21 protein-coding genes are annotated in these 19,068 nt (G+C 62.5%); 12 read left to right on the plus strand and 9 right to left on the minus strand.

Going from position 1 to position 19,068, the window contains the following annotated elements; translation table 11 throughout:
- Nucleotides 1–693 (plus strand): class F sortase, encoded by a 693-nt coding sequence (locus tag ACZ2GY_RS09975; RefSeq protein ID WP_471671791.1) that lies wholly within the window; start codon nt 1–3, stop codon nt 691–693.
- Here the strand turns inward: ACZ2GY_RS09975 and ACZ2GY_RS09980 are convergent.
- Nucleotides 690–1,049: a hypothetical protein gene (locus tag ACZ2GY_RS09980; protein ID WP_471671792.1), complete on the minus strand. Its 360-nt coding sequence runs from the start codon at nt 1,047–1,049 to the stop codon at nt 690–692. The two genes, ACZ2GY_RS09975 and ACZ2GY_RS09980, sit on opposite strands and share 4 nt — an antisense overlap.
- Nucleotides 1,050–1,067: 18 nt before the next feature.
- Nucleotides 1,068–1,934 (minus strand): YsnF/AvaK domain-containing protein, encoded by an 867-nt coding sequence (locus tag ACZ2GY_RS09985; RefSeq protein ID WP_471671793.1) that lies wholly within the window; start codon nt 1,932–1,934, stop codon nt 1,068–1,070.
- A gap of 270 nt (nt 1,935–2,204) precedes the next feature.
- On the opposite strand from ACZ2GY_RS09985, the gene ACZ2GY_RS09990 reads away from it, so the two are divergent.
- Nucleotides 2,205–2,465 (plus strand): hypothetical protein, encoded by a 261-nt coding sequence (locus ACZ2GY_RS09990; RefSeq protein ID WP_277358499.1) that lies wholly within the window; start codon nt 2,205–2,207, stop codon nt 2,463–2,465.
- 112 nt (nt 2,466–2,577) lie between these two features.
- The gene (locus tag ACZ2GY_RS09995; protein WP_277358498.1) at nt 2,578–2,958 is read left to right on the plus strand and encodes a GNAT family N-acetyltransferase; all 381 of its coding nucleotides are present in this window, start codon (nt 2,578–2,580) and stop codon (nt 2,956–2,958) included.
- A 14-nt stretch (nt 2,959–2,972) separates the two neighbouring features.
- On the opposite strand, the gene ACZ2GY_RS10000 is transcribed toward ACZ2GY_RS09995, so the two are convergent.
- Nucleotides 2,973–5,186 (minus strand): ATP-dependent DNA helicase RecG, encoded by a 2,214-nt coding sequence (locus tag ACZ2GY_RS10000; protein ID WP_471671794.1) that lies wholly within the window; start codon nt 5,184–5,186, stop codon nt 2,973–2,975.
- A gap of 84 nt (nt 5,187–5,270) precedes the next feature.
- Nucleotides 5,271–6,068, minus strand: coding sequence for a GAF and ANTAR domain-containing protein (locus ACZ2GY_RS10005; protein WP_277358496.1), 798 nt, complete (start codon nt 6,066–6,068; stop codon nt 5,271–5,273).
- Between the two features lie 188 nt (nt 6,069–6,256).
- Here ACZ2GY_RS10005 and ACZ2GY_RS10010 point away from each other — a divergent pair, with 188 nt between their 5' ends.
- Nucleotides 6,257–6,718, plus strand: a complete 462-nt coding sequence (locus ACZ2GY_RS10010) for a MarR family winged helix-turn-helix transcriptional regulator (RefSeq protein ID WP_277358495.1) — start codon at nt 6,257–6,259, stop codon at nt 6,716–6,718.
- Nucleotides 6,719–6,739: 21 nt separating this feature from the next.
- Here ACZ2GY_RS10010 and ACZ2GY_RS10015 read toward each other — a convergent pair whose 3' ends face one another.
- The 5 genes from ACZ2GY_RS10015 to ACZ2GY_RS10035 form a co-directional block, all read right to left on the minus strand.
- On the minus strand, nt 6,740–7,942 hold the full coding sequence (locus tag ACZ2GY_RS10015) for an MFS transporter (protein WP_471671795.1): 1,203 nt from the start codon (nt 7,940–7,942) through the stop codon (nt 6,740–6,742).
- A gap of 107 nt (nt 7,943–8,049) precedes the next feature.
- Entirely contained in the window at nt 8,050–9,024 is a 975-nt protein-coding gene (locus ACZ2GY_RS10020) for a DAK2 domain-containing protein (RefSeq protein WP_471673583.1), read from the minus strand.
- Nucleotides 9,025–9,046: 22 nt separating this feature from the next.
- On the minus strand, nt 9,047–10,051 hold the full coding sequence (locus tag ACZ2GY_RS10025; RefSeq protein WP_471671796.1) for a thiamine-phosphate kinase: 1,005 nt from the start codon (nt 10,049–10,051) through the stop codon (nt 9,047–9,049).
- A gap of 85 nt (nt 10,052–10,136) precedes the next feature.
- Nucleotides 10,137–10,790 carry a DedA family protein gene (locus ACZ2GY_RS10030; RefSeq protein WP_277358492.1) on the minus strand — a complete coding sequence of 218 codons (654 nt, stop codon included), beginning with the start codon at nt 10,788–10,790 and terminating at the stop codon, nt 10,137–10,139.
- Nucleotides 10,765–11,793 (minus strand): LCP family protein, encoded by a 1,029-nt coding sequence (locus ACZ2GY_RS10035; protein ID WP_277358491.1) that lies wholly within the window; start codon nt 11,791–11,793, stop codon nt 10,765–10,767. Before ACZ2GY_RS10035 ends, ACZ2GY_RS10030 begins: the two co-directional genes overlap by 26 nt.
- 118 nt (nt 11,794–11,911) lie before the next feature.
- On the opposite strand from ACZ2GY_RS10035, the gene ACZ2GY_RS10040 reads away from it, so the two are divergent.
- The 8 genes from ACZ2GY_RS10040 to ACZ2GY_RS10075 all read left to right on the plus strand — a co-directional run bounded on the left by ACZ2GY_RS10040 (nt 11,912) and on the right by ACZ2GY_RS10075 (nt 19,066).
- Entirely contained in the window at nt 11,912–13,162 is a 1,251-nt protein-coding gene (locus ACZ2GY_RS10040; protein WP_471671797.1) for an MFS transporter, read from the plus strand.
- 33 nt (nt 13,163–13,195) lie between these two features.
- Entirely contained in the window at nt 13,196–14,128 is a 933-nt protein-coding gene (locus tag ACZ2GY_RS10045; RefSeq protein ID WP_471671798.1) for a PfkB family carbohydrate kinase, read from the plus strand.
- Nucleotides 14,129–14,171: 43 nt separating this feature from the next.
- Nucleotides 14,172–16,514, plus strand: coding sequence for a glycoside hydrolase family 65 protein (locus ACZ2GY_RS10050; protein WP_471671799.1), 2,343 nt, complete (start codon nt 14,172–14,174; stop codon nt 16,512–16,514).
- Nucleotides 16,515–16,563: 49 nt separating this feature from the next.
- Entirely contained in the window at nt 16,564–16,788 is a 225-nt protein-coding gene (locus tag ACZ2GY_RS10055) for a hypothetical protein (RefSeq protein ID WP_471671800.1), read from the plus strand.
- 52 nt (nt 16,789–16,840) lie between these two features.
- Entirely contained in the window at nt 16,841–17,332 is a 492-nt protein-coding gene (locus ACZ2GY_RS10060; protein WP_277358486.1) for a DUF3515 domain-containing protein, read from the plus strand.
- 22 nt (nt 17,333–17,354) lie between these two features.
- Nucleotides 17,355–17,762 carry a hypothetical protein gene (locus ACZ2GY_RS10065; protein WP_471671801.1) on the plus strand — a complete coding sequence of 136 codons (408 nt, stop codon included), beginning with the start codon at nt 17,355–17,357 and terminating at the stop codon, nt 17,760–17,762.
- A gap of 120 nt (nt 17,763–17,882) precedes the next feature.
- Nucleotides 17,883–18,086 carry a sortase domain-containing protein gene (locus ACZ2GY_RS10070; protein WP_471671802.1) on the plus strand — a complete coding sequence of 68 codons (204 nt, stop codon included), beginning with the start codon at nt 17,883–17,885 and terminating at the stop codon, nt 18,084–18,086.
- Between the two features lie 53 nt (nt 18,087–18,139).
- Entirely contained in the window at nt 18,140–19,066 is a 927-nt protein-coding gene (locus ACZ2GY_RS10075) for an aldose 1-epimerase family protein (protein ID WP_471671803.1), read from the plus strand.
- Nucleotides 19,067–19,068 lie beyond the last annotated feature (2 nt).

A 19,068-nucleotide genomic window follows, 5' to 3' on the forward strand; every position in this document is an offset into this window, starting at 1 on the left:
ATGACAGCTACACAGCGTGACGCTGCTGCCCCCGCTCCCCGGCCGCGAATGCGGCTATGGGTTGCGGGGGCAGCAGTGTTGGGCGCGCTCGTTTCCACCACAGCGCTCAGCGGGGCATTTGCACCACAGGCAGCGCCGGAGGAGCCGGCGCGCCCCGCAACCATGGCTGCCAGTGCCACGCACACCCCCACCCCGGAAGCCAGCCCCAGTCCCAGTCCCACTGCTCAGGCAGCCGCTCCGAAACCTCGTGCCGCCGCTCCGGAGCGGCTGATCGTGGAATCCGCCGGCATCGATGTAGCAGTTTTGCCTCTCACTCCCACCTCGGCAGACGAGGCGTCACAATCCCTCGTCCCACCGTTCACCCTGGACGGCTACTGGCTCACCTCATTCGGCATGCCCGGGCGCGGATCGAACGACACCACGTACATCACCGGACACAGCTGGGAGGATCGTGAGGCTCCGTTCAACCGCATAAGCACCGATGTGGAGGTGGGGCACGAAATAGTGCTGCACACCGGCTCCGGTGTGCAGCACTATTTAGTCGATTCGATTGTCACTCGTGACAAGGACACCCTCAAGGACAGCAATATCTGGGATATCACGCCGAACAGGCTTGTTCTCATCAGCTGTTACACCGAAGATCCCTGGGGCAAGAACGTTGTAGTGACCGCAAGCCCTAAGGACTCACCCTAGAGCGAGCCGAACCGGCGCCGCCCTGCATCCTGGTGGAGCAGGTAAGGCTCCGGGTCACTTGATGCTCCAGGCGAACTTGCCAGCCAGCACGCAAAGCCGGCGGGATTTCGCGATTCCATTTCCTCAAGGTACAGCCGCCGCTTCCGAGCGAGCTCCTCCAGTTCTGCCGCTGTCTTGGCGCTGATGACAGCCAGGAAACTGATTCGCCATGCCCGGCACAGCTGTGCGGAGTTGAGGTGCCTCACCCGCTCGTTGATGTCAGCGCCCTCCACATGGGGTTGGACGCCCGGAAGCGTAGCTTCCGAGCGTCCAACACCTACCCACCGGAACACGCGGCGAAGCCAGCTTTCGTTCATTGCCGGACGCCGCCCCGGTCAGAGTCCGCGGCGGGAATCGTCGCCGTCTGTCTCGATTTCTTCCTTGCGCACTTCCTCACTCACGGTCTGCTCGTCCGTGACAACTTCCTTGTCAAGGCGCACCCGCTCAACCGGCACAGCTTCCTTCTCCACAACGGGTCGTTCCTCGTGAAGGGTCACCTCGTGCTCCTCCTCGCTGATGGCGGGACCGTCATGAGCGGCGCCGCGGTTGGCGTCGGTGATCGGCTCACGCTCAACCCGCACTTCCTCACGCTGGACCGGCACGGTCTTGGTGACGTTCTCCGTCACTACGTATTTGCGGAGGCGGGCACGCCCGGTCTCCTGCTTCTCCGTGCCGACATGGAGCCGTTCCTCGGAACGGGTCATGGCATCATCCGTGGTGGGCCCGGAAGTGTCATGTCCAACTGTTCGATCACCGCGGTCCGCGTCGTAGCGGTCCCTCTCGCCGGCGCTTGCGATGCCCGGATTGGAATCGCCGAAATCGTCCGACCCAGTGGTGGTGCCCGAGTACGTACCGTGTTCGGCGGCGTCGTAACCTCCACCTGGCCGGCTCAGGGAGTAGTGGCGGTAGAGTTCCTCTTCCTCCGCCTCGCTCAAATTCTGGTCCGGGTCAACCTTAGGTGCGTCCTTGACCTGGTCCTTGGTGTAGGCAATACGCACATCATCGCCGTCCATGGAAGCGCCCTGCAGCGGCGCGAACGATTCAGACGTACCGAAGAGGCCCGTCTTCACCGTGACCCAGCTGGGCTCTCCTGTGTGGTCATCCACGTACACCTGGCCCGCGGATCCAACCTTGTTGCCATCCTGGTCCACAACGTTCCCGTTGCCATCAAGAATGCGGTCGATATGTTCCTGCGTGATCATTTTATCTCCTCGAGATTGATTGCAGAGGGCTTGTCCGAAGTATCCGGTTGCACAAGGGTAGACACATCAGTCGCTTAATTGGAAGCATGCTTATTACTTTTATTGAAAGTCGGCTTACGAAATCGGGCTGAAACCCCGGCCTGACAGGCATCCGGGCAGAGATGCAGCGTGTGAACCGGTCCCGGGGTTGCCACAAAATAGCAGCCGATTAGACTGGCAACAGGTTCAGCAGCGAGCCACAGTAAGACCTACTTGTGGGAGTGCCACCTCATGGACGCTCAGTCGCGCTCATTCATTGAGCCACCTCTACTATCCATCCGCGAACCCGGGGATAACGCTCCCGCCTGGACCGAAACCGACGACGATTTCCCCGTTGATCTCTCTTCAGTTCCGGAACACCGGCTTGCCGAGTTGTGCGACGCCCTCTTTCTTGAGTTGGATTCCGAGATGCCGGATCTCCGAGCCCTGGAGCGCTACCAGGCCGCCTGTGACGAACTCGCCTTCCGTCAAAGCATCTCGGGCATCGCCTGAACGCGCCATTGCCTGAACCTGCGGGCTGCTTTGTCAGCCTACTGATTGTCGCTATAGTTGTTTGTACGGTTCAGCAGCGAGCCTCACCAGCCTCTCGACTGTGGGAGTTCACATGGACCTGCGTTATCCCAACCGCTCAACAAGCCTGCGGACGGCAGTCCGCGACAATATGAAGCTGAGCCGGTTCGAGCTGTACGTTGACGGAGACAACGTCGGCTACCTTCAATACGAGAACCGGCAGGGCCAGATCTGGCTGCTGCACACGACCATCGAGCAGCGTTTCAAGCGCGCACGCCTGGATACCTACTTCGTAGGGAACGTGCTCGAAAACCTGCACCGGCGGCGGTTGGCGGTCATGCCGTTCTGTCCTACCGTCCGTGGATACCTGGGAGGTCACCCCGAGTGGGCCTCGCTGATACCGGCCTCCGAGCGCTCCCGCTTCCGCCTCACTCCTGCTTCCAGATCGCGAAAGACGGCATCCCGCGCTTCCTGATCCAGTGGTTCCGCTTATCCCCGTTCGAGGAAGGCTTCTTTCTCGGCGTTCAGATAGAGATCCAGCGCTTCTTCGAGCTCAGGGTGCTCCGCAAGTGTTGGGTCAGCATCGATCAGTTCCTGTGCGTCCTTACGGGCTTTTTCGATCACCTTGGCATGCTGAATTACTTTGAGGAAGCGCAGTGCCGATCTTCCTCCCGACTGTGATGCGCCCAGGATGTCTCCTTCGCGGCGGAGCTCCAGGTCCTTTTGGGACAGTTCGAAGCCGTCGGACGTTGAAGCGACAGCGTCCAGCCGCTCCCGGCTGGGGTGTGCCGGTTCGAGTTGCGTGACAAGCAGGCAGGTACCCGGGTGCCCACCGCGACCGATCCTTCCCCGCAGCTGATGGAGTTGTGAGATACCGAAGCGGTCCGCATCCATGATCACCATGAGAGTGGCATTGGGAACGTCAACTCCTACCTCAATCACGGTAGTGGAGATCAGGAGACTGATGACGCCGTCATTGAATCCGACCATGGTGGCGGATTTCTCTGCCGGATCAAGGCGCCCGTGCAGCAGGCCCATCCTCACTCCGGCAAGGGCCGGCACTTCCTGCAGAGACTCGAACAGTTCCACAACGGACGTCAGTTCCTGCTTGTTTGGAGGCGCACCTTCGTAGAGTTCCATTGCGTCGGCACTGTCAGGTTCCGCTTGCGAGTTCCCGATCTTTGGGCACACAACGTAAACCTGCCGGCCGGCGTCAATCTCCTCCCGCGTCCGGGCCCAGGCGCGATTTACCCAGTTGGGATTCTCGAAAAGCCCTACGACGTGGGTCGCAATGGGGGCACGGCCGGCGGGAAGTTCCGTCAGGGTGGATACATCCAGGTCACCGAAAACAGTCATCGCAACGGTCCTGGGAATGGGGGTAGCCGTCATGACAAGCATGTGCGGCGCAGCGGCGGCCTTCGCCCGGAGTGCGTCCCTCTGCTCCACACCGAAACGGTGCTGCTCATCGACAACAATCAACCCGAGATCAAAGAACTGAACGTTTTCCGACAACAGGGCGTGTGTGCCGATGACAATGCCGGCGTCACCCGATGCGGCTGCAAGCAGCGCCTCCCGCCTTTGCGCCGTTGACATGGACCCTGTCAGGAGCACAACCCGTGTCCCGTCCACCGCTCCGCCGAGCATTCCTCCCTCAGCCAGCGGGCCGAGGGTACGAGTAATGGATTGATGGTGCTGCGCCGCAAGCACTTCAGTAGGTGCCAGAAGGGCCGCCTGTCCCCCTGCGTCAATGACCTGCAGCATCGCCCGCAAGGCAACAAGCGTTTTTCCCGACCCAACCTCGCCCTGAAGCAGCCGATTCATTGGATGGGCACCGGCAAGGTCCTTTGCAAGCTCCTCCCCCACCTGCTGTTGGCCCGAGGTCAACGTGAACGGCAGCGAAGCATCAAATTGATCGCGCAACCCATCTTGGATCAGCGGGCGTGACGTTGCCTCCTCCGCGAGGACTTCAGCCCGTCGCCGTGCCAACGCAGTCTGCAGGACCAACGCTTCCTGGTAACGGAAACGGTGTTGGGCACGGTAGGCATCCTCCACCTCGGCAGGCCGGTGGATCAACTCATAGGCCTGGGTGATGTTCATCAGCCGGTCACGGCGGGCGATGTGCGCGGGAACCGGGTCATTCAGCTGTGAATGAACGAGGGTGTCAAGAACCTTCTCGATGGACTTCTTGATCTGATCACTGCTGATGTGCTCAGACGCCGGATATACGGGGATAGGCGCGAGGTGCTTGTCCATGCCGGCGTCGTCTTCGTCGAGCAGCGAAAATCGCGGATTGGTGAGGGTCAACTGTCCCCGGTAACTGCCCGTTTTTCCGGAGAAGACGGCACGAGTACCCACGGTGAGCTGTCGTTCAGCAACATGAGCGTTGAAGAAGGTGACATGCATGGTTCCGAGACTTCCGGCGTCGTCGTCGGTGATGACAACATCCAACAGTTTGCCCTTGCGCGTCCGCATCCACCGCGAGTTTGCCGATTGGACCCGGGCGACCAGGGTGACGTCTTCATCGAGCGGGACGCCGGACAACCCCGTCAGCTCCCCAGGCGGAAGGTAAGTACGGGGAAAGTGGTTCAGAAGCGCTCCGACGGAGTGAATCTCAAGGCTCTCCCCAAAAACCTTAACCACTTTGGTGCCAAGCAACTTGGGGTCCAATGGTGCGGAAAGCTCGGGCGGGCGCCTGTTCTTCATATACCTTCCTGAAAGCCTTTTTCCTGAGCAGCAGGAACCAGCGAGACGTAGTGTCGAGCTTAGCGCCGTGCTCTGACGATCCCGTTACCCGTCGAAGTGGGTTGCAGGCAAGGCCCCGGAAACCCGTTGGGCAATCTCCGCGGCGATCACGCGCAGCTTCACGTTGCGTGCGTTCGAGGCCCGTTGCAGGATCGCGAAAGCTTCATCCTGCGAGCAGCGGTTTTGCGCCATGACGATCCCAACTGCGACGTCGATATGGGTTCGGGACTCCATGGCTCGGCTGCGGTTGTCCGCTTCCTCGCTGTAGTGTGCCATCCGCAACGCCAGCTGCAGACCTTTTGACGCCTGACGCGCGTATGACTCGGCGAAAGCGACTTCCTCGCTCCTGAAAGAACTGGGACGGTAGGAATACAGGTTCATCGCCGCATGTGCTCCCGCGCCGATGGTGAAAGGGGCAGAAAGAATGGAGCGCAGCCCGTATCCGGAGACCGCCTCTGAATATTCGGGCCACCTGCTCTCGCTAGCAAAGTCCTCCACGACGATGGTGCGCTGCTCCTTGGCTGCTGTGAGGCACGGACCCTCCTTGAAGGCGTACTGCAGTTCATCCATGGACTTCGCAGTCTCCGAGTTGTAGGCCACAGTCGCCGCCCGACGGCGGCGCAACAGTGTGATGCCGCACAGCACGGTCTCCTCGTGCCCGCTGACGCTGCGCGCTGAAAGGACGGCAAGTTCGTTGAGGAACTCCTGCATATCCGTGGTGGACAGCACAAGATCCTGCAACTCCTCAAGAAGCGAACGTTCACCCGTCCCCGCTGTCTGCGCCGTCAGCCGACCGGGTGCATCGAACTCCTCATCAGGCTCGAAGGAGACGAGTTCGCCCACGGTTCCACCTTTCAATGGTTCAAACCTCAACTTTCATCGCATAGGATACTTCACTAAGCGCCCTTCGCATCTCCACGGGTCTCGTACCCCGCAGCGTCTGGCGTCGCCGGTGCCGTCCCACCGGGTCAAGTTACAGAGCGCAGCACTTCGCCGGTGCAGTCGTTCTTTCGGGGTTAGAAGGTCAAGGCATGGACACGTCGTATTGGTCAACAAGCCGCCTGCTGAGCACAGCGGCCCGGCTCAATGAAAACCGTGACAACGAGCGGTTGCGCAGCATCGGCGTTACACATTCCGGTGTGACAATCCTGAAAGTGCTGGCCTCTGCGGGATCGATGAGCCAAGTGAAGTTGGCGCAGATCGTGCGGGTTCAGGCGCAGACAGTCGGTAAAGCTCTGGAACGGCTGGAGATGCGCGCGCTGGTCACGCGGCAGAAGAGTGAGTCAGACCGCCGGGTGACTTTCGTCGCCCTCACTCCCGCGGGCCGCACAATCCTCGATGAGGTGCAGCAGGGTGAAGGTGTACCTCTTGGCGGTGCAGGCTACGCGGAAGAAGATTTGCGCGCTGCACTGATCAGCGTGATCAATGCCACCCGTGACAACCTGCTCGCTCCGGGACCGATGCCCGAGCCGCAACTGGTCGCTTCAGCGTAGGTTAACCTCAGACCCGCGTGCTCAAGGGCCGCTGATCACCCGGTCCCGCCCAGCGAGCACGCCCGTCAGGGCCAACATTGCCATGATGGCTGCAGTCACGAGCAGCGGAAGCGTCCAGTCGCCACTGAGATCACGCAGGCCACCGAACATGACCGGTCCAACCGCGCCGAGGCCATAACCGACGGACTGCGCCATGCCGGATAAGGCTGCGGCCTGCGGATAGTTGACCGTCCGCAGGCTGAAGAGTGACAGAGCGATGACAATGAGGCTTCCGCATCCAATCGCTCCCAGGAGCACCCACAGCAATGTGAGGTCCGGCGCAACCGCCAGCCCGACAAACGTCACGAAAGTGAGTGCACCGCTGGTGAAGGACATCAGTCGCTGGTCTGCACCCCGATGAAGGATTCCGCCGGCAGCAAGGCTGGCGAATACGCTGACAAGAAGGAACACGGACAGGTGCAGCCCCGCCGTTGTCGCCGAAACGCCGCGGCTTTGCTCGATGGTCGGCAACCAGGCCATCAGAACGTAGAAGGCGATTGACTGCAGTCCCATGAACAGCGTCACCTGCCAACCCAACGCCGAAGACCACGGCGACCGGTAAGTCGCCTCGGGTTTTGAAACGCGCACGGTGTCAGAGGCGTGTCTGCGCAGCCAGGGCAGGAGGACTGCCATCGCAATCAACGCCAGTCCCACCCAAATTCCGAGCGCCAGCCGCCATCCGGCGGGCGACGTCTGTGCCACCGGCACGACAACGGCGGCCCCGATCGCGGCGAACGCGGCTTGTGTTGCCGTGTAACTGCCGGTGATCTGGCTGACCCTGGTTGGAAAGTCCCGCTTCACGAGGGAAGGGACAAGGACGTTGAGAAACGCGATGGCGAGGCCGATCAAGGCGGTGCCAACCCAAATCAGGCCCGACACCGGTATGGAACGGAGCACTATGCCTGACGCGAGGATCAGCAGGGACAGCCAAAGCGCCCGATCAAGTCCGAGCCGGGAAGCGAACGCCGGAGCTACGGGTGAAAAGACCGCGAATGCGATAAGCGGCAAACCAGTGAGGAGTCCTGCTGCGGCACTCGAGAGTTGAAGGTCGCTGCTGATATTCCCGAGAACCGGCCCAACGCTGACAAAAGATACCCGAAGGTTGACGGCGATGAGCAGAACGCCGATGAAGGCGAACCCGAAACGGGAGGATCGTTCTGTCGCTTTTCGGGTGGCAGTGGGCATCGTGCGGTTTCCGTCCTTCGGTGGCAGGCGGAGCGCCTGCGACGCGCTTCCGGTTCCAGCCTAGCGCCGAACAAGCGGTACCTGCGGCGGATGACCGCGGACCGACGTCAGGACCCGTAACGTTCCTGTTGCTCGAAGTACCCCGGTTCCTGGGGGCTGACAGCACCGGCACCGGCGAGCTGGGTCACGGCGATGTGACTGGGCTGCCCCGCTTCTTCGATGTATCTGAGTGCCAGGGCAGCTTCGGGAACGTGGACGTGCACGCGCCAGCGATAGCCCTCCTCGACCTCCGTTACTGCGCTCATAATGACGGAATCTCCCACCTCATCGAGGTGAAGCCGAAGGGTTGCAGCCTCCAGCGGGCTGAGGTTGATGGTACACATGACCTCGACGCCCTCGGCCGGCATCCCGTTGTGGATGTGCGGCGCCTGGACGTCATAGCCATGAAGGCCGTCAAGCAGTTCGTCCTGCAATTCTTCACCGAGTGAGGCCGCGCGGAGCGCATCCATGATGAGCAGGAACCCCACACCACCGGCATCAACCACTTTCGCTTCAGTGAGTGCGCCAAGCTGGCTCTCGGTCTGCACGACAGCCTCAAGCGCCGCCTCCACTGCTCCTTGCAGAGTCATGGCGAGGGCGTGGTTACTGTCATCTCCCTCGTTGGCCTGATCCACGGTGGCAGCTCCGACCGATGCGGCCTCAAGCACCGAAAGCATGGTGCCGGGAACAGGGTCACTGAGCGCCGACCAGCTGCGGATCTGCGCGCGGTTCAGTGCGGTGGCTAACAACGGCCCTGAGAGACGGGACGCGCCGTGCAGCGGCTCTGCTATTGCGGACAGGAAGACGGCAAAAAGCGTCCCGGAGTTGCCACGCGCATCTTCCATGGCGGCCTGTCCGGCAACCTTCAGCAAGTCACCGAGGTCATGGGTGTCATGATCCGCTGCAGCCTGCGCTGCTGCCCGAACAGTCAGGTAAAGGTTGGTGCCGGTGTCCCCGTCAGCTACAGGAAAAATGTTGATGGCATTGAGGCGGTCGCTGTGGTTGCCAAGGGAGACTTCAGCCTTACTCAACCATCGCTTCATCGCAGTCGCGTTTGCGGTGATTTTAGTCTGCAAAGTGATCCCATCCCACGTTGGCTGGAGACTGTGACCCGACGGTCACTTCGGCATGTCCGGCCTCTACCGAGCCTACCGCAGTGAATCCTGCCAGCGGCATAACGTTTGGGTTAACGGTGGCCAGCAGCCCATGGTCCTCGCCCCCGCCCAGAACCCATTCCAGCGGGTCCATTCCCAGCAGACTCGCGGCTCCGCGAAGCGGTTCGCCGAGATACCGCAGGGCTTCGGGATCTAGGTCAATGCGTACGGTGCTGGCCGCGGCGATCCTTCCTGCATCACGCACCAGGCCATCGGAAACATCCATCATTGCGGTTGCACCGGCCGCTGCGGCCGCTGGTCCCGACTCCAGCGGCGGACGCGGCCGGCACTGCGCACGAATGAACCCACGTAGTTTCTCTTCCAGCGAACCGTATTCATGTACGGACTCCAGCAGCGCCAATCCTGCCGCGGCGCGCCCGACCGTTCCGGCCAGTACGACGACGTCTCCCGGCTGCGCTCCTGACCGCAGCACCGGAGGGCGCCCATCCAGTGAACCCGTAACCGCCGCAGTGACCGAAATTTCGGTTCCACGCCCCAGGTCACCCCCGACTACTGCACAGGTGGAAGCCCTCAGCTCATGAATCGCCGCCGTGAGGCCGTCCGCTAGGTCCTCAACCCACTCGACCGTTGTGTTCCCGGGCAGTGTGAGACTGACGACGAGGGAGGTGGCACGACCACCCATCGCGTTGATGTCACTCAGGTTCTGCGCGGCGGCCTTCCACCCGACGTCGAACCCGGTGGTGCTGTACCTATTGGGCCAGTGCAGCCGAAAATCCATGTCCTGGACCTGGGTATCGATGGAGATGAGCACCCGTGCGTCCGCAGCGGCAACGATGGCGGCGTCATCCCCCGGGCCGAGCAGCACACTTGAGGGGCTGCCAACAGGGCTGTGAAGACGCGGCAGAATGCGTTCGAGCAGGGCCGATTCGCTCAGGTGGCTGACGGTAAGTGGCATACTTCCACCGTACTTTGCACCCCGCACATTCGGGTGTCGCCTGTGGACAAGGGCAGTCAGCACCCACAGGAAGGGACTCGCGGGGCTAGCCTGCCCTCCGTCGTCGTACCCGTCGGAAGATGAGCCAACCGAGAAAAGCGGCGAGAGCCGCATAAAGAAGAAGGTCAAAGTACTGGGAGTACTGGTCAACAAGGTGGTACTGGGTTCCGAGGAAATAGCCCAGGCCGATGAGCAGCACGTTCCACAGCAGACTTCCTGCGACGGTGAAGAGAGTGAACGTGGCCAGCGGCATGTGTTCGGCACCCGCCGGCAGGGAAATCAGGCTCCTGACACCCGGTATCAACCGGCCGAAGAAGACCGCCGAGCGACCATGGCGGTGAAACCAGCGCGCCGCCTGCTCGAAGTCGTCGCGGTCCACCAGCGGCAGCCTGGAGAGCCCGCGCACCACCCGTTCCTCGCCCAGCTTCGCACCGAGTAGGTACAGGAGCAGAGCGCCGATGAAGCTACCAAGGGTGGCAAGCGCGAGTACAAGCACCGCGTTCATCTCGCCTTGCTGGGACAGGAAGCCGGCCAGCGGCAGGACGACTTCACTCGGGATCGGAGGAAATACCGTTTCCAGGAGCACGAGTACGCCGACACCAATTTCGCCGAGCGCACTCATGACATCCGTGATGACTCCGGTCAGCCCTGACTGATCCTGGGCTCCGCCCGTACTAGCCTGCGCTGGTGTTGTCCACATACTCCCCCAGTGTTCCCTGATCGAGTGCCTCAGCGATGCGGGCTATTGCTTCTTCATCCTTCACGACAATGGACTGGCCGTCCGGCGAAGTTCCGACTCCTAGATTCGGCAGCGTGAAGAAGACGACGTCCTCGGACCGGACCTGCCACATACCGAGCGCGAGGGAACCGGCAGTCAGCGCGCCGAAGTCCGCATCGACACTCAGGTAGGGGGATATTTCATTCACGACCCGGCTGAGCTTCACGGGGTTGGTGAAGGTCTCGGCACTCAACAGTTCGGACATAATGCCCTTAATGAAGAGCTGCTGGTTCTGTACCCGCTGAAAGTCACCGTCGCTGAACGCCTTGCGTTCACGCACGAACTTCAACGCCGACTCGCCGTCGAGCGTGACCGGGCCCTGTTCGAAGAACTCCCCCTCTGTTCCCTCGGACTCGAAAGCAATGGGATTGTCGACCGTCACTCCTCCCAGAGCGTCCGTGAGGCCTTTGAAACCCTCGAAGTCGACAATCATCACGTGATCAACGGGCGCATCAAACATGTTCTCGACGGTCTGGACAACCAGCGGCACTCCTCCGAGCGAGATCGCAGCGTTGATCTTGTTCTCGCCGTGCCCGGGGATATCGGTCCAGGTATCGCGCAGGATTGACATGACATAAACGTTCTCCCGGTCCGCAGGGATGTGCACAAGCATCATGGTGTCGGATCGGGAATCGGTAAATCCGTCTTCGGATGCCTCCGGCCTCGCGTCACTGCCCATCAGCAGGATGTTCATGGCGCCTTCTGCGGCCGCTGTACGCTCGGGCCGCGTTGACGAGTCCGGAAACGCTGGTTCGATGGTGTTCGTTTTGGTCTCGAATGCTATGGCGAGGCTGATCAGGTAGCCGGCAAGAAGTGCCGCAAGTGCGAGAACGACGCCGAGCAGCACCAGCACGGCAGTGCGCAGCGGCCGCTTTTTCTTCGTGGCGCGTTGCGGAACGGGATCAGTGTAGTCATGCGTGGTCAATACGGACACTCCCTGCCATAGTTGCTGGCCCTATGCTACCGAGCGGGCAGGAGAGCTCCCTGAGCAACTCCCTCCCCTTGTCCTTGAGTTTTCCCAATCGCTGTGGGACTGTTCACCCATGGTTAGCGAATCAGTGCAGGTCAATGAACAGGCCCGTGCGCCGCTCGGCGCTTCCTACTGGAAGCTATGGACATCATCCGGTCTCTCAAACCTCGCCGACGGTGTGTTCAAGATTGCGCTGCCACTGCTTGCCATCCAGTTCACGCAGTCGCCCACCCTGATCGCCGGGGTGTCGTTCGTCGCTACCCTGCCATGGCTTCTCTTTGCGCTGACAGCCGGCGCCCTTGCGGACCGCCTGGACCGCCGTCGGCTGATGCTCGTCGCCAATCTCACCCGGGCAGCCTTACCGGCCATGCTCATTGCGGTGATCCTGCTCGATCTCGGCTCGATCTGGGCCCTTTATGTCATCGCACTGCTGGTGGGGGTCGCTGAAACGTTGTATGACACGTCCGCGCAGTCCATCATGCCGCAGCTGGTGCACCGCGATCAGCTTTCACGGGCCAACGGGCGGCTGTACGCCGTTGAACTGACGACCAACCAGTTCATTGGTCCGCCGTTGGGCGGGCTGCTCGTGGCAGCCGGAGTAATCGGCGGGTTCGCAGTTCCAGCCGTCCTGTGGCTCGCAGCCGTGGGTTCACTGTTCCTGGTGCGAGGAAACTTCCGGATCGAACGGGAACAAAAAACGACGCTGCGGCACGACATCGCCGAGGGCTTACGCTTCCTCTGGCACCAGAAGATCCTGCGCACGCTCGCCGTCATGACCGGCACCTTCAACTTTGCCTCGAGTGCGGCCTTTGCCCTGTTCGTGCTCTTTGCCGTCGGACCGTCGTCAGCGATGCAACTTTCAGAGGTCGGCTTTGGAGTGCTCCTCACAACCTCGGCGATCGGCGCACTTCTCGGCTCTTTCATCTCGGAATGGGCGGAGCGGAAACTGGGCCGGTCAAAGTCGCTGGCGCTGACGATCTTCGGCGGATCGTTTTTTGTGGGCGCGCCTGCGCTCACGGACAACCCCTACATCCTTGGCTTCGTGTTCTTCGTGGGCGGGGTGCTGGTCATGCTATGGAATGTCATCACCGTCTCCCTCCGGCAGCGCATCACGCCCAATCGCCTGCTGGGGCGCGTCAACAGCGCCTACCGTCTCCTCGCTTGGGGCACCATGCCGCTGGGCGCAGCGGCAGGCGGTCTTCTTGCGACGTGGCTTGGACTTCAGGCAATGTTCGGAATCATGGGAGTGCTGACGCTGGCCCTGCTGGTTCTGATGCCGATTGTCACCGACAAGGCAATAGACGCAGCCGACGTCGAATCCTGACTGTTTCTGCGGAACCAAGCAAGGAGGAAAGCGATGCCGAGTGTCGTGGTTGTGGGTCAGGTGGCGAGGGATCTCGTGCTGAGGATCGAAGGGATGCCGGCAGAAGGACGCTCGGTTCCCGTGCAGGAGCGTTCCGAGCTGCTCGGCGGGAAGGGAGCTAATCAGGCGGTCGCGTGCCGTCAGCTGAAGGCAGAAGTGGAACTTGTCGGCGTCGTCGGGGATGACGAGCCCGGCCGCACCGTTACGGGTCAAGCCGCAGCGGACGGTATCGGCGTTGGCGGTGTCATTCGGCGGAAGGGTGCCCCAACCGCCCTGCTCGTGGACATCGTCGAGTCCGGTGGAGTTCGACGCCTCTTTGAAGATGTCGATGAACGGGTGCTGCTGACGGCGGAAGACCTCCGCGCGAGCAAAGAGGTGCTGGGTGCGGCGGACGCCGTGCTCGTTCAACTGCAGCAGCCCGCTCAGGCCGTCTCGATGGCGCTCGACGTCGCTGCATCCGGCGGCGCAATGGTAGTGACGGACGGCGCCCCGCCGGATAGGGAGACGCGTGAGCTGGTACTGCGCTGCGCCGCCGTCGTGCGCGCCGATGCGGAGGAAACCGAAGCACTGCTTGGATGGAAACCCCGCGATCTGGCTCACACCATCAAAGCTGCGCAGTCCCTCGTCGAGGCCGGTCCGCGCATCGCCGCCCTCGCTTGCCCCACCGGCGGAAACGTGGTGGCGTGGGCGGAAGGGCTCGTGGTGCTGCCACTGCTAGATGAAGATCCAGTGGACCCCACCGGCGCCGGTGACGCGTTTGTCGCCGCCCTGGCTATCAGCCTCCTGCAGGACGATGACCCGGCGTCCGCCGCATGGCTGGCAGCAGCAGCCTCCGCGGAGGTAGTTGGTAAGTCCGGCGGCAGACCCCAACTCAACCTCGGTGAACTGCGTGCCGCAGCGCGCCGGGCGCGGGACGTACACGGGTAGGCCTGCCGTGCGGGCCAATCATCAGTACGGTTAGCATTACTGTGTGGCCGACCTTCCGATCGAGACAGACTTCTGGCGGATTACAGAGTCCGCATTCGCTTGGGATGAGCCTGAAGTCGCAGAATCCGTCTTTGCACTGTCCAATGGATACATCGGGACGCGCGGCACCTTGGACGAAGGAGAACCGGGCGTTTTCCCCGGAACATTCATGTCAGGCGTGTTCGAGTTCCATCCGCTCTCCTACCCGGAGGACGGATACGGGCATCCAGACCGGGGCCAGGCAATAGTGGGCGTTGCAGACGGCACTCTGATCACGGTGGAGGTCGACGGCGAGCCGCTCGACATCCGGCACGCACCCCTCGAACGGCATGCGCGCACTCTCGACCTGCGCGCGGGAACGCTGGATCGCGAGACGGAGTGGACTACAGCCGGTGGCCGCCGCATGCGGTTGCGCTCCACCCGGCTGGTTTCATTGACGCAACGCTCAGCCACAGCAATCCGTTATGAAGTGGAAGCGGTGGACTCAGCGGTCCAAGTAGTTGTTCGTTCGGACCTGGCTGTCAACCGGACCGCCCGGCAGGTGGATAACCCCGATCCCCGGGTCGGCGAAGCGCTCACGCAGCCCTTCGCTCCTTGCTTCCACCGGGTCTACGAAGTCGGCGGGCTGCTCGTACATAGGACACGCGGCAGCAGGATCGGTGTAGCCGCGATGGCTCAACACGACGTTCAGCTTCCTGCGGGCGCCCACGTTTCCACCTCCGGCAGCCAGGACGAGGTGCTCACAACCGTGGTTGCTGACCTCGAGCCGGGCGAAAAGGTGGCGTTCGTCAAATACCTGACCCATACACGGTCAGCCGATGACTCCCCTACCGACCTCGCCGCCCAAGCGCTCGCGGCGATGAGTGATGCGCGGAGCCGCGGTTGGGAAGGCCTCGCCGCTGACCAACGCGCTTTCCTCAATGGGTTCTGGGACGACTCGGACGTGGAAGTGGACCCCGAGACGGACCTTCAGCTGGCTCTCCGCTTCGATCTGTTTCATATTCTCCAGGCATCGGTTTGCCTCAGTAACGCCCCGATCGGAGCCAAAGCGCTCACCGGACCGGGATACAGCGGGCACACGTTCTGGGACATCGAAGGGTTCGTCGCACCCACGCTGACGCTGCTCAATCCTGACGGCGCTGCGCGGCTCCTTCGCTGGAGGGCATCAACCCTGGATGCCGCCCGCGAGCGCGCCGACGTCCTGGGCGTGAAGGGAGCTTCATTCGCCTGGCGCACGATCGATGGGAACGAGGTCTCGGCATACTGGCCAGCGAGCACTGCGGCCATGCACCTCAATGCCGGCATCTCCCGTGCCTATACCCTGCATGCCAACGCAACGGGACGGCCGCTCACCGAAATTGCCGGCGTGGATGTCCTTATTGAAACAGCCCGCATGTGGGCGTCGACTGTTCATCAGGACGACGACGGGCGCTTCCACCTGCGCGGTGTGACCGGGCCTGATGAGTACACAGGGGTGGTGGACGACAACGTCTTCACGAATCTCATGGCACAGCGCAATCTCACCGCGGCGGCGGACGCTTGTCTTGCCTATACCGAACCCGCCGCACGGCTCGGCGTGAACCAGTCCGAGGTGGATCAGTGGCGCGCAGTGGCCGGTGCCATGTACGTGCCGTACGACGACCTCCGCCAGGTCCACCCGGCCAATGACGGCTTCACGACCTACCGGGAATGGGACTTTGAGGGCCGCCGCGACGCTTATCCGGTGCAGGAGCACTCGCACTACGCCAAGATCTACCGACGGCAGGTTGTGAAGCAGGCGGACCTGGTACTTGCTTTGTGGTGGTGTTCGGAGTCCTTCACCGAGGACCAGAGCGCCCGCAATCTTGAGTACTACGAGAAGCGCACCGTCCGTGATTCATCGCTGTCCGCCGCCGTTCAGTCGGTTGTCTGTGCACGGACAGGGCATCTCGACCTCGCCCTCGCCTACCTGCGTGAATCTGCGCTGGCGGACTTGCGGGATGTGCGGGGCGACAGCCACCGCGGCGTGCACCTCGCGGCGATGGCCGGAGCGTGGCTCGCGCTGGTCAGTGGTTTCGGTGGTCTGACAATGGATGATGTGCAACTGCGCCTTGCTCCCCGCCTACCTGCACGGTTGAACCGAATTGCTTTCCGGCTGAGGTGGCAGGGCAGCCGGATCGCTGTCGAGATCCTCCGCTCGGGGACCACAGTGCGGATGCTTGATGAGGATGAGACGGATCAGCAGGTGTGGATCGACGGTCGCCTCTTGCGTCTTACAGCAGCGCAACCGGTAACAGTACCGCTGGTCGAGCCAAGACCAATAACGACGACGCCGCGCCAACCGCCGGGGAGGGAACCACGAACCTGAACACCTCGCTGCCCCTCGCCCTAGGGCGATACTCGGAATGGATGCGCCGATGAGGAAAGTAACGCTTGGGCTGGTTGCCGACCCCGGCGGGACAGCGCTGGAGCGCCCTGTCGGTCTCGTCCACTGCGCGAAACTGTCGTGGCTGGCGGCATCCCTGGGCACCATCGCAGGAGCTCTCGGCTCGAACTTCGACAGCGCCAAGGCGATTCGCGAGGCCACCTACAGCAGACGCCAACACGAACGCAGGAAGCTTGCCGATTCCTACGAGGACTGACAGTCCAGTGCCCTCGGGTCCTTGCCGCCTGAAACACCCATAAACTGGGTCAATGCCTCTGAAACCGCGTTCCTTCATGCCGGTCGCCGCTTTACTCCTCGCGGCGTCGCTGAGCGCATGCTCCCCCATTGTCGATGTCGATGCTGCTCCGGATGCGGTCAACCCGGCCTGCGCGAGCGTGATGATCGCGCTGCCCGAGCAGGTCGCAGGCAACGAACTGCGTGAAACCAACAGCCAGGCAACAGCAGCATGGGGTGACCCGTCGCAGGTTGTCCTGCGCTGCGGTGTCCAGATTCCGGGACCCACCACCGATGCCTGCGCGTCGGTGAACGATGTGGATTGGATCATCCAGGAATCCACGGAAAATGACATCTGGACAGCCACCACGTATGGCCGCGACCCGGCCGTGGAAGTTCTCTTCGATCCGAACCAGGTCGCTTCCAGTACGGTTCTGGTTGACCTCGGCGGCGCAGTTTCTCAGGTCGAGCAGACCGAGCAGTGCCTGAGCCTGAATGACACGGTGGACCTGCCCTCGGAAGGTTAGCGGCCGTCGTCGGCTCACCACCATGGCAGCAGCACCTGCAATGGCCGATCACGCGACCGGCGCCTACGGCTCAATCGGTACCACCCTGTCCCTCGAGGGCAGCACCGGACCTGCTGCCGGCACGGATGTAACCGTTGCCCCTTCGGGCAGCAGCTACACCTACGAGCGGACGTTTGAGCTGAACCGGGAAACCCAGGACGCCCTTGCTGCCGGAACGGTCGTACGCAGTTCGCCGGCGCATGGTTGCCGACCGCTGAGCACCCATGAACAACAGTGCTCGGGAGCGCCGCCTCCGCCCTGCCGCGGGGGCGGCGCTCCTCTTCCTGCCTTTGACCTCCTGCGGCACGGGCGGGGAACCGTCCGGGAACGCGCACACCGCCTCATCGTCGCCCTCCCCGGTGGCGCCGACACCGCCGTCCACACCTTCTGAGGTGCCGTCGTCGTCCGCTGCCGATGCGCCGCCAGAGATGGAGCTGGCGATGGACGCCTCGAAACCGGTGTTCTACAACCTCGAAGCCTTGAAACCGGGAGACCGGGAGACCGGATCACGGTGGATCGTGAAGACGGCTCAACCGCTATCTTCGAGGTCTATCAGAGCGAGGTTTGTTCCAAGAACGAGTTCCCTACGAAAGCCGTCTACTTCCCGGTGGACCAGGCGGAACTGCGGCTCATCACCTGTGATGGCTTCGCGGCGTCGTCGGGCGAGTTTGAGGACAACCTGGTGGTTTACGCGAAACTGGTGGACACGGCCTGACCTGTGTCCTGAAAATGCCACGTCGGAGAGGCCACGCCCTAGACTTGGGTTCGATGAAGACCACCGATTCCACTCCACTGTCCGGTACCCAGTACACCCTCCAGCACGGCGCGTACACGGCGTCGATCGCCAGCGTCGGAGCAACCCTGCGGTACCTACGCCGGAACGACCGCGACCTCGTGGTTCCGTATGATGCCGAGGAGATCCGTCCCTCCTTCCGCGGCGCGGTGCTGGCGCCCTGGCCCAACCGGGTGGTGGACGGCAAGTACTCATTCAACGGCGCGGCACATCAGCTCGCCCTCACCGAGCCTCAGCGCTCCCACGCCATTCACGGCCTCCTCGGGTGGGTGGACTGGACGCTCGCAGACCAGGCGCCGGCCTCGGTCCGCCTGAGCGCATCCGTTATCCCGCAGAAGGGATACCCGTTCCGGCTTGAGGTCGAAGTGCTCTACTCCCTCGACGACAACGGCCTCACCACTACGATCACCGCCGCGAATCCAGGCCCGTCAGCAGCACCCTATGGGGCGTCGGCGCATCCTTACCTGGTAGCCGGCGAAGGACTGGTGGACGACTGGACGCTGGAGGTGCCGGCGTCATCGGTCCTCCAGGTGACCGAAGACCGGCTGATCCCGATGGAACTGACCGACGTCGCGTCGTCGCACTTTGATTTCCGCGAGCCTCGCCTCATCGGGGACACATTCGTGGACCACGCCTACACGGGCATTAACTACGACGACGACGCCACCGCCACCGTCTCGGTGCGCGCTTCAGACGGCAAGGGAACGGCCATCACCTTCGACCGTGGCTGCCCCTGGGTACAGATTCACACCGCGGACAAGCCGGATCCAGCGGTCTCGCGGCTCGGCCTGGCCGCTGAGCCTATGACCTGCCCGCCGGACGCGTTCAACTCGGGGACGGACCTGATCGTGCTCGAACCCGGCGCATCCCACTCGGTCGGCTGGCGCATTCACGCACTGTAGGC

The organism is Arthrobacter sp. KKT183 (assembly GCF_055657625.1).

What these genes read in the sequence shown, in the direction of transcription:
- ACZ2GY_RS09975 (WP_471671791.1), top strand. Translation starts at nt 1, where the DNA reads ATGACAGCTACACAGCGTGACGCTGCTGCCCCCGCTCCCCGGCCGCGA.
- ACZ2GY_RS09980 (WP_471671792.1), bottom strand. Translation starts at nt 1,049, where the DNA reads ATGAACGAAAGCTGGCTTCGCCGCGTGTTCCGGTGGGTAGGTGTTGGA.
- ACZ2GY_RS09985 (WP_471671793.1), bottom strand. Translation starts at nt 1,934, where the DNA reads ATGATCACGCAGGAACATATCGACCGCATTCTTGATGGCAACGGGAAC.
- ACZ2GY_RS09990 (WP_277358499.1), top strand. Translation starts at nt 2,205, where the DNA reads ATGGACGCTCAGTCGCGCTCATTCATTGAGCCACCTCTACTATCCATC.
- ACZ2GY_RS09995 (WP_277358498.1), top strand. Translation starts at nt 2,578, where the DNA reads ATGGACCTGCGTTATCCCAACCGCTCAACAAGCCTGCGGACGGCAGTC.
- ACZ2GY_RS10000 (WP_471671794.1), bottom strand. Translation starts at nt 5,186, where the DNA reads ATGAAGAACAGGCGCCCGCCCGAGCTTTCCGCACCATTGGACCCCAAG.
- ACZ2GY_RS10010 (WP_277358495.1), top strand. Translation starts at nt 6,257, where the DNA reads ATGGACACGTCGTATTGGTCAACAAGCCGCCTGCTGAGCACAGCGGCC.
- ACZ2GY_RS10015 (WP_471671795.1), bottom strand. Translation starts at nt 7,942, where the DNA reads ATGCCCACTGCCACCCGAAAAGCGACAGAACGATCCTCCCGTTTCGGG.
- ACZ2GY_RS10020 (WP_471673583.1), bottom strand. Translation starts at nt 9,024, where the DNA reads ATGAAGCGATGGTTGAGTAAGGCTGAAGTCTCCCTTGGCAACCACAGC.
- ACZ2GY_RS10025 (WP_471671796.1), bottom strand. Translation starts at nt 10,051, where the DNA reads ATGCCACTTACCGTCAGCCACCTGAGCGAATCGGCCCTGCTCGAACGC.
- ACZ2GY_RS10030 (WP_277358492.1), bottom strand. Translation starts at nt 10,790, where the DNA reads ATGTGGACAACACCAGCGCAGGCTAGTACGGGCGGAGCCCAGGATCAG.
- ACZ2GY_RS10040 (WP_471671797.1), top strand. Translation starts at nt 11,912, where the DNA reads ATGGTTAGCGAATCAGTGCAGGTCAATGAACAGGCCCGTGCGCCGCTC.
- ACZ2GY_RS10045 (WP_471671798.1), top strand. Translation starts at nt 13,196, where the DNA reads ATGCCGAGTGTCGTGGTTGTGGGTCAGGTGGCGAGGGATCTCGTGCTG.
- ACZ2GY_RS10055 (WP_471671800.1), top strand. Translation starts at nt 16,564, where the DNA reads ATGAGGAAAGTAACGCTTGGGCTGGTTGCCGACCCCGGCGGGACAGCG.
- ACZ2GY_RS10060 (WP_277358486.1), top strand. Translation starts at nt 16,841, where the DNA reads ATGCCTCTGAAACCGCGTTCCTTCATGCCGGTCGCCGCTTTACTCCTC.
- ACZ2GY_RS10065 (WP_471671801.1), top strand. Translation starts at nt 17,355, where the DNA reads ATGGCAGCAGCACCTGCAATGGCCGATCACGCGACCGGCGCCTACGGC.
- ACZ2GY_RS10075 (WP_471671803.1), top strand. Translation starts at nt 18,140, where the DNA reads ATGAAGACCACCGATTCCACTCCACTGTCCGGTACCCAGTACACCCTC.